Origin of the sequence: Burkholderia sp. AU45251, from assembly GCF_030482905.1 — a bacterium.
Taxonomy (GTDB): Bacteria; Pseudomonadota; Gammaproteobacteria; order Burkholderiales; family Burkholderiaceae; genus Burkholderia; species Burkholderia aenigmatica.
Window position 1 is genome coordinate 49,391 of record NZ_JAUJQH010000027.1, and the last position, 18,547, is coordinate 67,937.

The following is an 18,547-nucleotide window of genomic DNA, read 5'->3' on the forward strand; positions in this document are numbered from 1 at the left end:
TGCTGTAACCGCCCGCACCGCCGAAGATCTGCCAAGCTTGTTGTACGCCGGACGCGAACCGCCGCCGCGTGAGAGCGTCGCCGCGAACCCACGTCCGGACCACCTTCATCGAAACGGTCAGTCAGATGTCAAAGCAAAACAAGAAGATTCTCCTCCTGAGCGTGAGCGCCGGCGCCGGCCATACCCGAGCGGCCGAAGCGATCCGCGCGTTCGCCGACCACCATCCCGCCGGTGTCGACGCCACCCACCTGGACGTGATGGATTTCGTGTCCACCGGCTTCCGCAAGCTGTACACCGATCTCTACATCAAGCTCGTCAGCAGCCAGCCGGCGCTGTGGGGCTACCTGTACCAGAAGACCGACGAAGTCGATCCCGCCGCGCCGTCGCAGAAGATCCGGCGCGCGATCGAGCGGCTCAATTGCCGGCCGCTGCTCGCGGAGATCGAACGGCAGCGCCCGGACGCGATCATCTGCACGCACTTCCTGCCCGCCGAACTGCTGTCTCGCGAGATTCGCAAGGGGCGCGTCGACACGCCGGTGTGGGTGCAGGTCACCGATTTCGACCTGCACAGCATGTGGGTCGTGCCGAACATGCGCGGCTATTTCGCGGCCAACGACGAGATCGCGTGGCGCATGCATGCGCGCGGCATGTCACCCGACACGGTGCACGTCAGCGGCATCCCGATCATGCCGGCGTTCGGCCAGCCGCTCGATCGCGCGGCCTGCGCGGCCGAATTCGGCCTCGATCCCGCGCGCCCGACCTTCCTGATGATGTCCGGCGGCGCGGGCCTCGGCGGGCTCGACGTGCTGGCTGCGCGCCTGCTGGAGATGGATGCCGACTTCCAGCTGATCGCGCTGGCCGGCAAGAACCAGGCGATGCTGGCGTCGTTGCAGGCACTGGCTGCGCAGCATCCCGGCCGGCTGTTTCCGCAGGGCTTCACGCAGCAGGTCGAACGCCTGATGGCCTGCGCCGACCTCGTGATCACGAAGCCGGGCGGCCTGACGACATCCGAATGCCTCGCGATGCAGCTGCCGATGATCGTCAATTCGCCGATTCCGGGCCAGGAAGAGCGCAATGCGGATTTCCTGCTCGAACAGGGTGTCGCGCTGAAGGCGATCGACGACGATGCGCTCGTCTACCGGATCCGCGCGTTGCTGCAGACGCCCGAGCGTCTCGCCGACATGCGCCGCCGTCTCGCGCCGCTCGGGCGGCCGCTCGCCGGCCGCTTCGTGCTCGATCGCGTGCTGGGCCTGGAGCCGGCTGCATGAGCGTCGCGCGTTTTGTGCCGACGCGCCATACGGTGTTCGTCGTCGCGTGGGTCGTGTTGCTCGCGTACTTCTTCGCGAACGTCGAGATCCAGATCGAAGGCAGCGCGGGCTGGGCCGCCAACCTGCCGACCTGGCGCATCGAACATCACTGGCTGCTCGACATCTTCTGGGGCGGGCGGCCGATGACCGGCTACCACGCGTGGGTGTTCCCGTTCGTCGCGCTGTTCTTTCACCTGCCGGCCGTGTTCAACGGGCGCTGGTCGTGGCGCATCGAGGCGCGCATCGTCGCGTGCATCATGGTGTTCTGGCTGACCGAGGATTTCCTGTGGTTCGTGCTGAACCCGGCTTACGGTCTGGCCCGCTTCAATCCGGCCAACGTGCCTTGGCATATCCACTGGCTCGGCGTGGCGCCGACCGACTACTGGACGATGAGCGCCGCCGCGATCGTGCTGTTCATTCTTTCCCGCGAGCGCAAGCGCGCATTTTATTGAACCGACATGAAACTCGCCATCATTGCCGCGATCGCCGTCACGCTTGCCGGGCTCGCTCAGCCGGCAAGCGCGGACCCAGCCTCCGAGGTATCCGCCCGGCCGATCAAATGGGCGCAGAGCGTGACCGATGCGCATGTGAACAACCTGCATCGCATCACGCCGTCGCTGTACCGCAGCGCGCAGCTGTCGCGCAGCGACGTGCCGGAGTTGCAGAAACTCGGGATCCGCAAGGTCATCAGCTTCCGTTCGTTTCATGCGGACGACAGCATCCTGGCCGGCACGCAGATCAAGATGCAACGCATCCGGATCAACACGTGGGACATCCGCGACGAAGACATGGTCACCGCGCTGAGGGCGCTGCGGACGGCCGACCAGGACGGCCCGGTGCTGATCCACTGCCAGCACGGCGCCGATCGTACCGGCCTCGTGTCGGCGTTGTACCGGGTGGTGTACCAAGGCTGGACACGCGAGCAGGCACTCGATGAGCTGCAGCACGGTGGTTACGGGTTCCATCCGATCTGGCAGAACATCACGAACTACTTGAAAAACGTCGACGTCGAGCGTTTGAAGCGAGAAGTGAACAGCGGCTGACGATCGCATGCAAAACGCCGCCGACAATGACTGTCGGCGGCGTTTCGTCGGCACATTGATGAGCGGGCAGCAGGCCCGCCGTTATCAGACCGTCTCCGGCTGCCGCACAGCTTTCGCGACATTCCTCGCCATCGCCCCATTCGCAACGAAATAGGGCACCTCCACCCGCGCAAGCGCCTTGCGCCCGCGAATCCTGTCCGCGATCTTCTCGGCGATCATGATCGTCGGCGCATTGAGGTTGCCGGTCGTGATGATCGGCATGATCGACGCATCGACGACCCGCAGGCCCTCGAGCCCATGCACGCGGCCTTCTTCATCGACCACGGCCATGTCGTCATACCCCATCTTGCACGAGCACGACGGATGGAACGCGGTCTCCGCGCGGGCCCGCACGAACGCGTCGAGTTCCTTGTCGGACTTGCAGTCCGCACCCGGGTTCAGCTCGCGGCCGCGATAGCGGTCGAGCGCGGGCTGCCGCATGATCTCGCGCGTCGCGCGGATCGCATCGCGGAACTCGCGCCAGTCGAGCGCTTCGGCCATGTAGTTGAACAGGATGCTCGGATGCTGGTTCGGATCGCGCGAGCGCAGCTTCACGCGGCCGCGGCTCGGCGAGCGCATCGAGCCGACGTGTGCCTGGAAGCCATGCATCTCGATCGCGTTCGAGCCGTTGTAGTTGATCGCAACGGGCAGAAAGTGATACTGGATGTTCGGCCACAGATCGTCGTCGCGCGTGCGGATGAAGCCGCCCGCCTCGAAGTGGTTGCTTGCGCCGAGGCCCGTGCCGTTCAGCATCCATTCGAGGCCGATCTTCGGCTGGTTCCACCACTTGAGCGCCGGATACAGCGATACCGGCTCCTTGCACTCGTACTGGATGTACATCTCCAGGTGATCCTGCAGGTTCTGGCCGACACCGGGCAGATCGAGCACGACCGGAATGTCGAGTTCCTTCAGCCACGCGCCGGGGCCGACGCCCGAGCGCTGCAGCAGTTGCGGCGACGCAATCGCGCCGCTGCACACGAGCACTTCGCGGCGCGCATGCGCGGTCGCGCGCTCGCTGCCGCGCAGGTACGTGACGCCCGACGCGCGCTTGCCGTCGAACAGGATGCGGTCGGCGAGCGCGTGCGTGACGATCTCGAGGTTCGACCGGACCTTCGCCTGGTCGAGGTAGCCGCGCGCGGTGCTCGCGCGGCGGCCCTTCGGCGTGACCGTGCGGTCCATCGGGCCGAAGCCTTCCTGCTGATAACCGTTCAGGTCGTCGGTGCGCGGATAGCCGGCCTGCACGCCCGCGTCGACCATTGCCTCGAACAGCGGGTTCACGCCCGGCTTGCTGGTCGTGACCGACACGGGACCGTTGCCGCCGTGATAATCGTTCGGGCCGACGTCGCGCGTCTCGGCTTTCTTGAAGTACGGCAGGCAGTCGAGATACGTCCAGTTCTCGAGGCCCTTGTGCGTCGACCAGTTGTCGTAGTCGAGCGCGTTGCCGCGGATGTAGCACATGCCGTTGATCAGCGATGAGCCGCCGAGCCCCTTGCCGCGCCCGCATTCCATCCGGCGGCTGTCCATGTGCGGCTCGGGGTCGGTTTCGTATGCCCAGTTGTAGCGGCGCCCTTGCAGCGGATAGGCGAGGGCGGCCGGCATCTGCGTGCGGAAGTCGAAGCGGTAGTCGGGGCCACCCGCTTCGAGCAGCAGCACCGTCACGTCCGGATCTTCCGTCAGGCGCGTTGCGAGCACGTTGCCCGCGGAACCTGCGCCGCAGATGATGTAGTCGTATTCGCGTGTCGTCATGACGGTCAGTCTCCTTTCGTGATTCTCAAAACACCGGGTTGTAGCGGCCGAGCTCGACCTGCACCGACTTGATTCGAGTGTAGTGTTCGAGCGTCGTGATGCCGTTCTCGCGTCCGACACCGGATTGCTTGTATCCGCCAACCGGCATCTCGGCCGGCGATTCGCCCCACGTGTTGATCCAGCAGATGCCGGCTTCGAGGCGATGGATCGTGCGGTGCGCGCGCGACAGGTTCTCGGTCACGACGCCGGCCGCGAGGCCATAGTGCGTGTCGTTCGCGCGGGTAATCACTTCGTCCTCCGATTCGAAATCGAGGATGCTCATCACCGGCCCGAAGATTTCTTCGCGGACGATCTTCATGTCGTCGCGGCAGTCGCCGAACACGGTCGGCGCGACGTACTGGCCGTTGCCGAAGTGGCCGTCGGTCAGGCGTGTGCCGCCCGCGAGCAGCTTCGCGCCTTCCGCCTTGCCGCTTTCGATGAAGCCGAGCACCTTGTCGAGCTGTGCGGCCGACACGAGCGGGCCGAAGTTGGTATCGGCATCGGTCGGTTTGCCGACGCGGATGCGCTTCACGCGTTCGAGCACGCGCTGCGTGAACGCATCCTTGATCGAACGGTGCACGAACACGCGCGTGCCGTTCGTGCAGACCTGGCCCGAGCTGAAGAAGTTGGCGGTGACCGCGATGTCGGCCGCACGGTCGAGGTCCGCATCGTCGAACACGATCAGCGGCGACTTGCCGCCGAGCTCCATCGTCACTTCCTTCAGCGACGACGCGCCGGCCAGCGACATCACCTTCTTGCCGGTCTCGACACCGCCCGTGAACGACACCTTCGCGATGTCCGGGTGGACCGTCAGCAGCGCGCCGACCGAGCCGTCGCCCTGCACGACGTTGAACACGCCGGCCGGCACGCCGGCTTCCGTATAGATTTCCGCGAGCTTGAGCGCGGTGAGCGGCGTGACCTCGCTCGGCTTGAACACCATTGCGTTGCCTGCGGCGAGCGCGGGTGCCGTCTTCCAGCATGCGATCTGGATCGGGTAGTTCCATGCGCCGATGCCCGCGCACACGCCGAGCGGCTCGCGGCGCGTATAGACGAACGACTCGGCGCGCAGCGGCACCTGCAGCCCTTCGATCGCGGTCGCGAGGCCCGCGTAGTACTCGATCACGTCCGCGCCGGTGACGATGTCGACCGCGAGCGTCTCGCCGATCGGCTTGCCCGTGTCGCGCGTTTCCAGTGCGGCGAGTTCGTCGTTGCGCTCGCGCAGCAGGTCGACGGCGCGGCGCAGGATGCGCGAGCGCTGCATCGCGGTCATCGCGGCCCATTCACGCTGGCCTTCCTGCGCGGACGCGACTGCGCGATCGACGTCGGCGGCGCTCGCCTGCTGCACTTGCGCCAGCAGTTCGCCGGTGGCGGGATCGAAGGTGTCGAAAGTCTTGCCGCTCGTGGCGTCGACGTAATCGCCGCCGATGTAGAGGCGCTGCAAACCGTATACGGACATGAGGATCTCCTTGAGGGCGACTGCGTGGCGCGTCAGGCGGACGCGAGCAGCAGGTCGATGTAATCGTGGGTGAGCTTCAACGCAGCCCGGGTGTCGATCGGGCCGCCGGCGAGCGCGCCGCGCAGCCACAGGCCGTCGATCAGCGCGGCGAGGCCGCTGGCGGCTTCGCGCGCCTTCGCACGCGGCAGCGCCTTCGCGAATTCCGCGCACAGGTTCGAATGGAGGCGCCGCGTGTTGACGTGCTGCAGGCGCTTGAGCATCGGGTCGTGCATGCTCTGCGACCAGAACGCGAGCCACGTCTTCATCACGGGCGCACTGACCTGCGTGTCGTCGAAGTTCGCGGCGGCGATTGCACGCAGCCGCGAACGCGGGTCCTTGCGTGTACCGCCGCGGCGGCGCGTGGTGGCCGACCACAGATCGCGCAGCACATGCCGCATCGTCGCTTCGAGCAGGCCGTCCTTGTCGCCGAAGTAGTGGCTGACGATGCCCGTCGAGATGTTCGCGCGTTGCGCGACCGAGGCGAGCGTCGTGCCGGGCAGGCCCGCCTCGTCGATCGAGCGCAGCGTGGCGTCGATCAACTGTGCGCGGCGAATCTCCCGCATTCCGACTTTCGGCATCGCGACTCCCTTCGCCCGGACGGGCCGTCCATGGAAGTCGAGAGCTTAGCGGTTTTTTATTGATCGTTCAATCAACAAAAAATCGGGGTCTGACGGCGAAGGCGGGTGTGCGGCGGTGAGCGCGGCCCCCGCTCGCGCGTTGTGCAGGTGCGGAAAAATAATTGAAAGATGATTAAAAAAGCTGGAGTTTGTTTAAAACGCATTCTGAAGCGAGCGATCAATCTGGTTAATCGTTGCGGGTGCTGAAGCGATTACGGAATGAAAGAGTATTGAGCTATGTGATATTCGATGAAACAGGGAAGTCGGCCTGCGAATCGGCGTCACGATTCATTCATGAAAATCCGTTTTAAATAAGCGAATTAAACGGAGCAATACATTGATTTTAAAGGGATGCAGGTCAGTTTGTCGGGTGTCGGGCACCGTTCCGCAAACGATTGCGCTCACCCTCGAAAGCATTCCGCTTACCATAAAAAATGCGGGAATAATTTGAATCTGCCGAATTTCCTAATGGAGTAGAGGGTATCGTTGGAATGACTTGAGTCAGTAATATTGTCCGTATTAGTATGGCGCCGCACTACGAGGAATGAATCGATGCCGCCGGTATTGCCGCGGTGCATTGGCCAATCGCGCGATTCGGATTGCGCGCAAACAACCGGCGCAGTCATTGCGCACCTGCAGCATGCCGCGACGTCGAGACGCCGCATCCACCGGAGAACGACGATGCTGACCGAAAAACACGTGGTCCCGCTGCCGAATGGTCTGAAGGTCTACGTCGAACGGAACGTGTTCGACCCGGCGTTCGACACGGCGATGCTCGTCAACGGCGCGCTCGCGACGACCGCGTCGTTCGGGCAGACCGTCCAGTATCTCGGCGAGCGGATCAACACGATCTGCTTCGACCTGCCGTATGCGGGGCAGTCGCGTCAGCACAACCCGGGCTGCTTCATCCTGACGAAGGATGACGAAGCCGCGATCCTGCAGCATCTGGTCGAACGCTTCGCGCCGTCGTACCTCGTATCGGTGTCGTGGGGCGGCGTCGCGTCGCTGTTCGCGCTTGCGCGCGGCTGCCCGAGCGTGCGGCGCGCGGCGATCTGCTCGTTCTCGCCGTTCCTGAACGATGCGATGGTCGACTACGTGACGCGCGCCCGCGACCACATCGCGGCCGGCGAGAACCTGAAGGCCGCGCAGTTGCTGAACGATACCGTTGGCCGCTACCTGCCGCGCATCATGAAGCTGTACAACTACCGCTACCTCACGCGCCTGCCGCGCGACGAGCAGGACCAGGTCGCGTTTCACGTCGACCAGATCCTGTCGCTGCAGCCCGAGCGCTACTTCAGCGAGTTCTCGAACATCGGCTGCGAACTGCTGTTCCTGAACGGCGAGCGCGACGAATACACGACGCCCGCCGACGTGCGCCAGCTCGGCGCGCACGTGCCGCGCGCGCGGTTCGCGACGGTGCCCGACGCCGGCCATTTCCTCGACATCGAAGGCCGTGCGCAGCGCGAATACACGCGCTCGGCGCTGCTCGACTTTTTCTGCGGCGGGTCGTCGCTTGCCGCAGGCATCGCGCTCGCCGCTGCGCAGGTGTGCGTGCCCGCACCGATGCACGCGCTGTCGTCGTGACACCGCACGCCGGGCGGCCGGTACGCCCGACGCATCCGAATTCCCATCCCAACGAGGCAGGCCAGCCGTGAATATCGTTCAGACCATCGCCATCGTCGTTCCGTGGGCCGCGTGGCTCGCCTACTGGATCGTCACCTCGCAAGGCGCGAAGACGACCGTGCGCAAGGAAGCGTCGCGCTCGCGCACGCTGCAGTCGATTCCGCTGATCGTCGGCGGCGCGCTGATCATCCTGCCCGATCCGTCGTGGCAGGCGCTCGTGCCCGACTGGCAGCGTTTCGGCCTGCAGGCGCAGGGCGGGCTCGCGGTGCTGGTGGCCGGCCTGCTGTTCTCGGTGTGGGCGCGGCTGCACCTCGGCACGAACTGGAGCGTGTCGGTCACGCTGAAGGAAGACCATGAACTCGTCCGCACGGGGCCGTATGGGCTCGTGCGTCACCCGATCTATACGGGCTGCCTGATCGCGCTCGTCGGCGCCGCGCTGATCGGCGGCGAATGGCGCGGCGCGATCGGCGTGCTGCTCGTGTTCGCGTCGCTCGCGTACAAGGTGCGCGTCGAGGAGAGCTGGCTGACCGGGTATTTCGGGCCGGCGTACACGCAGTACCGCCGCGAGGTCGCGGCGCTGATTCCCGGCTTCTACTGACACCCGCGAGGCGCGCGATGGCGAAGATGATCGTGACCGCGATCGGTTCGGCGGGCGACGTGCATCCGCTGCTCGGCGTCGCGCGCACGCTCGCGGCGCGCGGTCACGACGTCGTGTTCTGCACGCATGCGCCGTTCGAGGCAACTGTGCGCCGTTGCGGGTTCGCGTTCGTGCCGATCGGCACCGCGGCCGAATACGAGGCCGCGATGGCGAACCCCGCGCTGTGGGATTCGCGCACGTCGTTTCGCACGCTGTGGCAGGTGATCGCGCCGACGCTGCGCCCGCATTACGACACGCTGCGCGCGCTGACCGACGGCGATACGGTGCTCGTCGGCACGCTGTGGGCGTTCTCCGCACGCTTCATGCAGGAATTGCACGGCACGCCGTACGTGTCGGTGCAGGTGTCGCCGTCGACGCTGCTGTCCGCGCATGCGCCGCCGACGCACCCGCGCCTGACGATTCCCGCGCGCTGGCCGTTGCCGGTGAAGGCGGCGCTGATGACGCTGATCGAGCGGCAGGTGCTCGATCGCACCTGCGGCCCCGCGCTCAACGCGGTGCGCCGCGCGCTCGGGCTCGCGCCGGCGCGGCGCGTGCTGGGCCGCTGGCTGCATTCGACCGACGGCGTGCTGTGCCTGTTTCCCGGCTGGTTCGCGCCGCCGCAGCCGGATTGGCCGTCGAATCACCTGCAAAGCGGCTTCCCGTTGTTCAACGATATTGCGACTCCCGAAGAAGATGTGGCACTCGATGCGTATCTCGCGGCCGGTGAACCCCCGGTCGTGTTCACGGCCGGTTCGACACGCGTCGATCACGCGGCCTATGCGCGCGCGGTGGCGGACGCGCTGCGCACGACCGGCGCGCGCGGGATCCTGCTGACGCCGCACGATGCGGCGCCGGACAGCGACCGGTTGCTCGTGCGCCGCTTCGTGCCGATGCGCACGCTGCTGCCGCGCTGCCGCGCACTCGTGCATCACGGCGGGATCGGCACGGCGGCGCTGGCGTTCGAAGCCGGGATCGCGCAGGTCGTCACGCCATTCGCCCACGACCAGTTCGACAACGCGCAACGGGTCGCCGTGAGCGGCTGCGGCGTGCGGGTCGACGGCCCGATCGACGGCGCGCGGCTCGGCGCAGCGCTCGCGCGCGTGCTCGGTGAGCCCGCGTTTGCCGCGCACGCGACGCGTACACGCGCACTGCTGGCGGCCGAGCGGGATGGTTGCGAAGCCGCCGCCGATTTCATCGAACGGTTCGCGCCGCCGCGCGGGCGAGCGGCCGCGCGGCCCGAAGTCGTGGTGGCCGGCGCATGAGCACCGCGTCGCCGTTTCGCGACGGGCCTGTCGCGCCATCCGCGTTCGACGTGCCGGCCCCCGTGCCGGCCGCGCAGCCGGTGCGCGGCCTCCGGCTCGCGCTGCTGACGTTCGCGCTGTCGCTCGCGACTTTCATCGAGGTGCTCGATTCGACCGTGACGAACGTCGCGGTGCCGGCGATCTCCGGCAGTCTCGGCGTCTCGAACAGCCAGGGCACGTGGGTGATCAGCTCGTATTCGGTCGCGGCTGCGATCGCGGTGCCGCTGACGGGCTGGCTTGCGCGCCGCGTCGGCGAGTTGCGGCTGTTCGTCGGCGCGGTGCTGTTGTTCACGCTGACGTCGCTGCTGTGCGGGCTCGCGCGCGACCTGCACGTGCTCGTGATCTGCCGCGCGCTGCAGGGGCTGTTTTCGGGGCCGATGGTGCCGCTGTCGCAGACGATCCTGCTGCGCACGTTCCCGCCGGACAAGCGCACGATCGCACTCGCGCTGTGGGCGATGACGGTGCTGCTCGCGCCGATCTTCGGGCCGGTGGTCGGCGGCTGGATCGTCGACAACTTCTCGTGGCCGTGGATCTTCCTGATCAATTTGCCGATCGGGCTGTTCTCGTTCGCGGTCTGCACCGCGATGCTGCGCCCGGATGCGCAACGCGGCGCGGCCGGCCCGGTCGACGTGCCGGGTATCGTGCTGCTCGTGATCGGCGTCGGCTCGCTGCAGGCGATGCTCGATCTCGGCCACGATCGCGGCTGGTTCGGGTCGCCGCTGATCGTCACGCTCGCGGTGGTCGCGGGGCTGTCGATCGTGTCGCTGCTGATCTGGGAGGCGGGCGAAGCGCATCCCGTCGTCGATCTGAGCCTGTTCCGCGATCGCACGTTCTCATTCTGCGTGCTGATCATCTCGCTCGGGATGATGAGCTTCTCGGTGGTCGGCGTCGTGTTCCCGTTGTGGATGCAGGCCGTGATGGGCTACAACGCGTTTCACGCGGGGCTCGCCACCGCGTCGCTCGGCGTGCTCGCGCTGGTGTTCTCGATCGTCGTCGGGCTCCATGCGCATCGCTTCGACGCACGCGTGCTCGCGACCTTCGGCTTCCTCGTGTTCGCGGCCGTGCTCGCGTGGGATGCGCATTTCACGCTGAAGATGACGTTCGCGCAGATCGCCGCGCCGGGGCTGATCCAGGGGATCGGGCTGCCGTGCTTCTTCATTCCGCTGACCGCCGCGACGCTGTCGCGCGTTCCGGACGACCGGCTCGCGGCCGCGTCGAGCCTGTCGAATTTCCTGCGCACGCTGTCGGCCGCGTTCGGCACCGCGATGAGCGTGACGCTATGGGACAACCGCGCGACCTATCACTACGATGTCGTGTCGCAATCCGTCACGCAGGCATCGGCGAATACGCAGCGCTTCGTGCACACGCTGAACGGGATGGGGGTGGACGGCGTGCGCGAGCTATCCACGCTGCACCAGGTCGTGATGCAGCAGGCGTACATGATGGCGACCAACGACATGTTCTGGATGGCGAGCATGACGTGTCTCGCGCTCGCGGCGATGATGTGGCTGACGCGGCCGAAGCGCGGCGCGGCGGCGTCGTTCGGGCATTGAGGAGAGGAACATGACGACACTCGGCGCACTCGTGATCCTGTATCACCCGAGCGATGCACAGCTCGACGCGCTCGGCGCGTGGCGGCATGCGTGCGACGCATTGCTCGTCGTCGACAACACGCCGCAGCCCGATGCGCGCGCCCGCGCGCTGTGCGCGCGCGAAGGCATCGCGCTGCTGCATCATGGCAACCGCGGCGGGATCGCGGGCGCGTACAACGCGGGGCTCGCGGCGCTGTTTCGCGACCGCATCGATGCCGTCGCGCTGTTCGACCAGGATTCGTCGGTGCCGGCCGCGTATTTCCCCGCGATGCGCGACGTCTGCGCGGGGCTCGCGGGGCGTGCGTTCCTGGCCGGCCCGCGCATTTTCGACGAGAACGCGCGCAGTTTCCTGCCCGAACTCTCGACCAACGGGATCGGGCTGCGCCGCCTGCGCATCGAGCCGGGCGCGCCGCTGCAGCGCTGCGCGTTCCTGATCTCGTCGGGCTGCGTCGTGTCGCGCGACGCGTTCGACGTGCTCGGCCGCTTCGACGAGACGCTGTTCATCGATCACGTCGACACCGAATACAGCTTCCGCGCGCTGGCGCGCAACGTGCCGCTCTATGTCGTGCCGTCGCTGGTGCTGCCGCACCGGATCGGCGCGAAGCAGCGTCACGCGATCGGCCCTTTTGAAATGACGTCGATGAATCACTCGTGGCAACGGCGCTATTACAGCGCACGCAATGCGGTGCAACTCGGGATGCAGTACGGGCTGCGCTTTCCGGTGGCGATCGTGCCGAACCTGCTGACCCTGTGGCAGGTCGTGCAGATCGCGCTCGTCGAACGCGACAAGCGCGCGAAGCTCGCCGGCATCCTGTTCGGCGTCGCGGATGGCCTGTTCGGCCGGCTCGGCCCGCTCGAACGCACGCGGCCGCGTCTCGCCGCGCGTGCGCAGCGCGTTCAGCAGGGATGAGGGGCGCGATGCGGCTTGTGAAAAAGACGGTGGATCGGGCGCGTGGCGTGAAGGGCGGTTCGATGATGATCGTCGCCGCGGCGGTGTCGCTGGCGTTGAGCGGATGCGTGCCGTCGGGCTTCCTGCCGTCGCTGTCGTTGCGCGCGCCGGCCGACGATGCGCTCGCGCATACGGCCGGCCCCGGCGTGAACGGCGCGTGGCCTGCGCCCGACTGGGTGAAGCAGCTGCGGGATCCGCAACTCGACGCACTGGTCGCCGAGGCATCGCAGCACAACCCCGACCTGCAGGTCGCGCAGGCACGGCTGCGGATCGCGCAGGCGCAGCTTCAGCAGTTCGATTCGTTGACGGGGCTGACGGGCACGGCCGGCGCGACGGTCAGCCGCGCGCGCATGCCGAAGCCGGGCAACGACGTCGCCGACGTATCGGCCGGCGGCTATCGTGTACCCGTCGAGATCTTCGGCGATCCGAACACCTCGCCATCGTCGGTGTTCGTCGGGCTGACCTACCAGCTCGACCTGTGGGGGAAGAACCGCGCCGCGACGAAAAGCCTGATGTCGCTGCGCGAAGCGGCGCGGGTCGAGGCCGAGCAGGTGCGGCTCACGCTCGCGGTGGCGATCGTCACCGTGTACTGCCAGCTCGACCAGGCCTATGCGACGCAGGAGCTGCTGCAGCAGAAACTGAAGGTCAGCCAGCGCGTGACGACCGTGTTGCGCGAGCGCACCGCGCGCGGGCTCGATAATGCGTACGACGCGAGCGACGCATCGATCAAGCGCAGCAAGCTGCTCGCGCAGATCGCGCTGAACGACGAGCAGATCAAGCTTGCGCAATTGCAGCTCGGCGTGCTGTCGGGCCGCGGCCCCGAGCGCGGGCTCGCGCTGCAACGGCCGCGCGTCGGCGCATTCGCGGGCGGCGCGCTGCCCGCGCGGCTGCCGGCCGATCTCCTGGGCCGCCGGCCCGACATCGTCGCCGCGCGGTTGCGCGTCGAAGCCGCGTTCGCGAATGCCGATTCGACGCGCGCGCAGTTCTATCCGGACGTGAACCTCGTCGCGCTCGGCGGCGTGTTCGCGCTGACGCCCGCGTCGCTGTTCTCGCGCGATGCGCTCGCCGGTTCCATCGGCCCGGCGATCTCGCTGCCGATCTTCGATCGCGGCCGGCTGAAGGCGAAGCTCGGTGCGGATGTCGCGCAGGCCGACGTCGCGATCGGGTTGTACAACAAGACCGTCGATGATGCGCTCGGGCAGGTCGCGCAGATCGTCACGTCGCTGCAGACGTCGCAGACGCTCGTCGCGGAGCAGCAGGACGCGGTAGCGGCCGCGCAGAAGATCGTGGAGATCGCGACCGACCGTCACCGGCGCGGCGTGCTGATGCAGAAGGATGTGGATGTCGCGGATCTCACGCTGATCGACGAGCGCGCGCAGATGATCGCATTGCTCGGCCGGCAGCGGACGCTGCGCGTCGGGCTGATCGGCGCGTTGGGCGGCGGGTTCGATGCGGGCGCAACGGTCGCGCAGGCGCCGGCCGGGCATCGCGCGCGTGGCGGGGCGGCGAAGCGAGGCGCGTCGACTGTCGCGCCCGCTGCGACCGCCGTGGCTGCGGCGACCGTCACGCCCGCGCCGACCGCTGCCGCGACCGCGAGCCGATCGATGGCGGGGCCGTCGGCCGATGCGCGGGCGGCGAGTGCGGCCGTGCCGCAGGCCGTCGCTGCATCGAATGCGGGGGCGGCACGGCGCGACGACGTGGCACGCACGCCGGCTGTCGGTGCGACACCTCGCGGCACGCCCGTTCTCGCGCGCGCGGCCGCGGTGAATCCGGCGCCGAGCCCGTCGGTCATGCCGCCGATCCCCCTGTTCCAGCACGATCGTCTGATCGTTACGCAAAGCGACTGATGCACCACGACAACCTTCATACCGCCGCGCCGCCGGCTGCCCTGAACGACCCGGCACTCGACGCGCGCCGCGCGACGCGCCGCAAGCGCTTCATCGTGTTCTTCGCGGTCGTGCTGGTGGCCGCGCTTGCATGGATCGCGTACTGGCTGCTGAGCGATCGCTACTACGAAGACACCGACGACGCATACGTCGCCGGCAGCATCGTGCAGGTCGCCGCGCAGATCCCCGGATCGGTGACCGACGTCGTGGTCGCCGATACGCAGGCCGTGCGCGCCGGCCAGACGCTCGTGAAGCTCGACGACACCGAAGCGTCGGTCGCGTTCGCGCAGGCGAAGGCGCAGCTCGCACAGGCCGTGCGGCAGGTTGCGAACGCGAAGATCTCGAACACGATGTACGTCGAGGCCGTGAATGCGCGGCGCGCCGACCTGTCGCTCGCGCAGCGTGCGTTCGCCGCGCGCTCGGGCGCGGCGGTCGAGATTGTCGCCCCCGAGGAACTCGCGCGTGCGCGCGCGGCGGTCGCCGGCGCGCAGGCGAATCTCGCGGCCGCGCAGGCGCAGCTCGACGCGGCACGCGCGCTCGGCACCAAGCTGCCCGTCGACGAAAGCCCGGCCGTCGTGCAGGCGGCCGCGCAGTTCAAGCTCGCGTACCGGAACCTGAAGCGCACGACGATCGTCGCCCCGGTCGACGGCACGATCGGGCAGCGTTCGGTGCAGGTCGGCCAGCAGGTCGGGCCCGGTGTGCCGCTGATGTCGATCGTGCAGCTCAATCAGCTGTGGATCGAGGCGAATTTCAAGGAAGGGCAGATTCGCCACATGCGCATCGGGCAGCCGGTCGAGATCGTGTCGGATCTGTATGGCTCGCGCGTGAGCTATCGTGGCCGCGTGCAGGGCTTCTCGGCGGGCACCGGCAGCGCATTTTCGATGCTGCCGTCGCAGAATGCGGCCGGCAACTGGATCAAGGTCGTGCAGCGCGTGCCGGTCGTGATCGCGATCGAGCCGCGCGATCTCGCCGCGCATCCGCTGCGCGTCGGGCTGTCGATGCGCGCGACGGTCGACACGCACGACCGCAACGGCCACGCGCTCGACAGCGAGCCGCCGACGCCGGCCGTCAGCACGCGCGTGCACGACGGCGTCGCGAGCGAAGCGGAAAGCGCCGCCGCCGCGATCGTCCGCGAGAATCAGGGCGGGTAGCGCCTGCCCAAAGGCGGGGGAGGCCGGTCGTCAGGGCCGGCCCGCCCGCCGGCGCGTCGTGCTGCGGGTGAATGCCGCGTGCGCCACCTTCCCGTCGTTTCCCGCCCGACTTTCGGTTTTCCGCCATCGATGTCGGCGCCGTTCAAACGCATGTCGCGTTTGAGACATCGGCGCCCCTGCCTCCGGGACTACTCTCGAACAGCACGTTGCGCGTGCGCCGCATGAGCCGGCGCGCCGCGGCGCCATCCAACGAGACATGGAGACAATACGATGAGCAGCAATCGAGGTGTCGTCTATCTTGGGCCGGGCCAGGTCGAAGTTCAGAAAATCGATTATCCGAAGATGGTCGATCCGACCGGCCGTGCGATCGGCCACGGCGTGATCCTGAAAGTGGTCAGCACGAACATCTGCGGTTCCGACCAGCACATGGTGCGCGGCCGCACGACCGCGCCGGTGGGCCTCGTGCTGGGTCACGAGATCACGGGCGAAGTGGTCGAGATCGGCCGCGACGTCGAGACGCTGAAACTCGGCGATCTCGTGTCGGTGCCGTTCAACGTGGCATGCGGTCGCTGTGCGATGTGCAAGGACACGCACACGGGCGTGTGCCTGAACGTGAACCCGTCGCGTGCGGGCGGCGCCTACGGCTACGTCGACATGGGTGGCTGGATCGGCGGCCAGGCCGAGTACGTGCTGGTGCCGTACGCGGATTTCAACCTGCTGAAATTCCCCGATCGCGATCAGGCGATGTCGAAGATCCGCGATCTGACCTGCCTGTCCGACATTTTGCCGACCGGTTATCACGGTGCGGTGAGCGCGGGCGTGAAGCCGGGCTCGACGGTCTATATCGCGGGCGCGGGCCCGGTCGGGATGGCGGCGGCCGCATCGGCGCGCCTGCTCGGCGCGGCGGTGACGATCGTCGGCGACATGAACGCGGAACGCCTCGCGCATGCGCGGGCGATGGGCTTCGAGACGGTCGACCTGTCGAAAGATGCCTCGCTCGGCGAGCAGATCGAGCAGATCCTCGGCGTGCCGGAGATCGACTGCGCGGTCGACTGCGTCGGCTTCGAGGCGCATGGTCACGGTTCGTCGGGCCATTCGGAAGAAGCACCCGCGACGGTGCTGAACTCGCTGATGGAAATCACGCGGCCGGCCGGCGCGATCGGCATTCCGGGCCTGTACGTGACGGACGATCCGGGCGCGAAGGACAAGGCCGCGCAGCACGGCAGCCTGAGCATCCGCTTCGGCCTCGGCTGGGCGAAGTCGCACTCGTTCTTCACGGGCCAGACGCCGGTGCTGAAGTACAACCGTAACCTGATGCAGGCGATCCTGTTCGACCGGCTGCCGATCGCGAAGATCGTCAACGTCGAAGTGATCTCGCTCGACCAGGCGCCGGAAGGCTACAAGAAGTTCGACGGCGGCGCGCCGCGCAAATTCGTCATCGACCCGCACGGGTTGCTGGCGGCGTAACGCGACCGATCACCACGCGGCAATCGAAGGGGCCGGGGCGCTTGAGCGCCCCGGCCCTTTGTGCATTCGGGAATGCGTGCGCTCAGTGCCTGCGATAGCGCCGGGCGAGCAGCTCACGCGTGAACGATCGACCGGGCGACGTTCGCCCGGCTCCGTTCACGTGGTGCGCTCCATCGTGGCGTCGTACTGACCGCGGCAGGCCGCACCGTTCAGGCGTGCGCGCAGCAGCAGCGCATCCTGCGCGGCGCGTACGTTGGCCGCCTGTCCCTTCCACGCCGCCAGCGGCGGCTCCTGCAGTGCGCGCCCATAGGAAAAGCTCAGCAGCCACGGCCGCCCGGCAACGCGATTCATCGCGTCGAGATGCGCCGTCGCTTCCTCGGGCGTCTGTCCGCCGGACAGGAAGAAGATGCCGGGCACTTCGGCCGGCACGACGCTGCGCAACAGGCGCACCGTCGCCTCTGCGACTTCGGCGTGGGCCGGCGGTGCGGTGTGCGTGCTGCCCGCGACGACCATGCTCGGTTTGAGCAACATGTGCGCCAGCACGACCCGATGCCGGTGCAGCGCGTCGAACACGGCGTGCAGCACGGCGTCGGTCACTTGCGCGCAGCGGCCGATCGAATGATCGCCGTCCATCAGCACTTCCGGCTCGACGATCGGCACGACGCCGGCCTCCTGGCAGATCGCCGCATAGCGCGCCAGCGCTTCGGCGTTTGCCTGGATCGCCGCATGGCCCGGCAGCGTGGCGGACACGTTGTACACCGCGCGCCATTTCGCGAACCGCGCGCCTTGCCGCTGGTAGCCGTCGAGGCGCGCCGCAAGCCCATCGAGCCCCTGCGTGATTTCGTCACCGGGCGCGAGCGCGAGCGGGATCTTGCCCGCGTCGACCTTGATGCCGGGCACGATCTGCTGGCGAGCGGCGAGTTCGGGCAACGGCGTGCCGTCGTCCGCACATTGCCCGAGCGTCTCTTCATACAGGATCACGCCGCTGACGAATTCACCGAGGCCCGGTGTGGACAGCAACAGGGTGCGCCATGTGCGGCGGTTCTCTTCGGTCGATTCGACCGCGATCGTCTTGAAGCGCTTCGCGATGGTCGGCCCGCTTTCGTCGGCCGCCAGCAAGCCTTTGCCATCCTGAACGAGTGCCTGGATCGTCGCCTGGAGTGCGCTCTCGGTGCTCATGGAATTCCTCCGCTGAAACCGCCATGCGGCCGTGCCGGCCGCCCGCTGTTCACTTCGTCACATTGTCACGCCGCCTGCCGATTTCATTCTTTGTCGCGCACCGGCCAGAACGCAAGGCGCGTGCCGCGCCTGATTGGCGCGCTCGGGTGGCATCGTCCGTGCCAGGGCGGGTGCGTGTGCCAGTGCCGCGAGGCCGGCGCACCGATGGGCTGCATCGCGTGTTCGACCGTGGAGGTCGGCGGTCGGCCGTCGTTGAGGCGCACGGATGGAAATCACGCGGCCGGCCGATGCGATCGGCATCCCGGGCCTGTACGTGACGGACGATCCGGGCGCGAAGGACAAGGCCGCGCAGCACGGCGGCCTGAGCCTCCGCTTCGGCCTCGGCTGGGCGAAGTCGCACGCCGCGCGGCCCGGAGCGCTGGCGCCCGGCGATCCCCGCCATACGAAATTGCTGCGATAATCATCGCCCGTTCCCG

At 67.6% G+C, this 18,547-nt stretch carries 15 protein-coding genes and 1 pseudogene; 12 read left to right on the plus strand and 4 right to left on the minus strand.

The window, feature by feature from the left end; all coding sequences use genetic code 11:
- The first annotated feature begins 125 nt into the window (after positions 1-125).
- From QZM67_RS33460 to QZM67_RS33470, 3 genes are read left to right on the plus strand one after another with little or no spacing between them, the layout of a single operon-like run.
- A complete protein-coding gene (locus tag QZM67_RS33460) occupies positions 126-1,268 on the plus strand; it encodes a glycosyltransferase (protein WP_043180510.1) in 1,143 nt (380 codons plus the stop codon).
- Positions 1,265-1,759: a hypothetical protein gene (locus tag QZM67_RS33465; protein WP_175021193.1), complete on the plus strand. Its 495-nt coding sequence runs from the start codon at positions 1,265-1,267 to the stop codon at positions 1,757-1,759. The genes QZM67_RS33460 and QZM67_RS33465 overlap by 4 nt, the downstream gene beginning before the upstream one ends.
- A 6-nt stretch (positions 1,760-1,765) precedes the next feature.
- The gene (locus QZM67_RS33470; protein WP_301809963.1) at positions 1,766-2,350 is read left to right on the plus strand and encodes a dual specificity protein phosphatase family protein; all 585 of its coding nucleotides are present in this window, start codon (positions 1,766-1,768) and stop codon (positions 2,348-2,350) included.
- A gap of 84 nt (positions 2,351-2,434) precedes the next feature.
- Here QZM67_RS33470 and betA read toward each other — a convergent pair whose 3' ends face one another.
- Genes betA through betI form a run of 3 tightly spaced genes read right to left on the minus strand, consistent with a single transcriptional unit; the run spans position 2,435 to position 6,247 of the window.
- Positions 2,435-4,135, minus strand: a complete 1,701-nt coding sequence (gene betA, locus QZM67_RS33475) for a choline dehydrogenase (protein WP_301809966.1) — start codon at positions 4,133-4,135, stop codon at positions 2,435-2,437.
- 25 nt (positions 4,136-4,160) lie between these two features.
- Complete coding sequence (gene betB / locus QZM67_RS33480; RefSeq protein ID WP_301809969.1) at positions 4,161-5,630, minus strand: betaine-aldehyde dehydrogenase; 1,470 nt, start codon at positions 5,628-5,630, stop codon at positions 4,161-4,163.
- A 32-nt stretch (positions 5,631-5,662) separates the two neighbouring features.
- The gene (gene betI, locus QZM67_RS33485) at positions 5,663-6,247 is read right to left on the minus strand and encodes a transcriptional regulator BetI (RefSeq protein WP_043180498.1); all 585 of its coding nucleotides are present in this window, start codon (positions 6,245-6,247) and stop codon (positions 5,663-5,665) included.
- Positions 6,248-6,967: 720 nt separating this feature from the next.
- Here betI and QZM67_RS33490 point away from each other — a divergent pair.
- The 8 genes from QZM67_RS33490 (at position 6,968) to fdhA (ending at position 16,892) form a co-directional block, all read left to right on the plus strand.
- Positions 6,968-7,870, plus strand: coding sequence for an alpha/beta fold hydrolase (locus QZM67_RS33490; protein ID WP_175021196.1), 903 nt, complete (start codon positions 6,968-6,970; stop codon positions 7,868-7,870).
- 67 nt (positions 7,871-7,937) lie between these two features.
- The gene (locus QZM67_RS33495; protein WP_301809974.1) at positions 7,938-8,507 is read left to right on the plus strand and encodes an isoprenylcysteine carboxylmethyltransferase family protein; all 570 of its coding nucleotides are present in this window, start codon (positions 7,938-7,940) and stop codon (positions 8,505-8,507) included.
- A gap of 17 nt (positions 8,508-8,524) precedes the next feature.
- Positions 8,525-9,808 (plus strand): glycosyltransferase, encoded by a 1,284-nt coding sequence (locus QZM67_RS33500; protein WP_301809975.1) that lies wholly within the window; start codon positions 8,525-8,527, stop codon positions 9,806-9,808.
- The gene (locus QZM67_RS33505) at positions 9,805-11,400 is read left to right on the plus strand and encodes a DHA2 family efflux MFS transporter permease subunit (RefSeq protein WP_301809978.1); all 1,596 of its coding nucleotides are present in this window, start codon (positions 9,805-9,807) and stop codon (positions 11,398-11,400) included. Before QZM67_RS33500 ends, QZM67_RS33505 begins: the two co-directional genes overlap by 4 nt.
- 10 nt (positions 11,401-11,410) lie before the next feature.
- Positions 11,411-12,349 (plus strand): glycosyltransferase family 2 protein, encoded by a 939-nt coding sequence (locus QZM67_RS33510; protein WP_043180486.1) that lies wholly within the window; start codon positions 11,411-11,413, stop codon positions 12,347-12,349.
- A 62-nt stretch (positions 12,350-12,411) separates the two neighbouring features.
- Complete coding sequence (locus QZM67_RS33515; protein ID WP_367620460.1) at positions 12,412-14,235, plus strand: efflux transporter outer membrane subunit; 1,824 nt, start codon at positions 12,412-12,414, stop codon at positions 14,233-14,235.
- Positions 14,235-15,425, plus strand: coding sequence for an efflux RND transporter periplasmic adaptor subunit (locus tag QZM67_RS33520; RefSeq protein ID WP_175021201.1), 1,191 nt, complete (start codon positions 14,235-14,237; stop codon positions 15,423-15,425). The genes QZM67_RS33515 and QZM67_RS33520 overlap by 1 nt, the downstream gene beginning before the upstream one ends.
- A gap of 270 nt (positions 15,426-15,695) precedes the next feature.
- Positions 15,696-16,892, plus strand: a complete 1,197-nt coding sequence (gene fdhA, locus QZM67_RS33525; protein WP_043180475.1) for a formaldehyde dehydrogenase, glutathione-independent — start codon at positions 15,696-15,698, stop codon at positions 16,890-16,892.
- 156 nt (positions 16,893-17,048) lie between these two features.
- Here fdhA and QZM67_RS33530 read toward each other — a convergent pair whose 3' ends face one another.
- The gene (locus tag QZM67_RS33530; RefSeq protein ID WP_301809987.1) at positions 17,049-18,071 is read right to left on the minus strand and encodes a class I fructose-bisphosphate aldolase; all 1,023 of its coding nucleotides are present in this window, start codon (positions 18,069-18,071) and stop codon (positions 17,049-17,051) included.
- Positions 18,072-18,330: 259 nt separating this feature from the next.
- Here QZM67_RS33530 and QZM67_RS33535 point away from each other — a divergent pair.
- A pseudogene (locus tag QZM67_RS33535) lies at positions 18,331-18,474 on the plus strand (formaldehyde dehydrogenase, glutathione-independent); the annotation flags it as partial.
- Between the last annotated feature and the right edge of the window lie 73 nt (positions 18,475-18,547).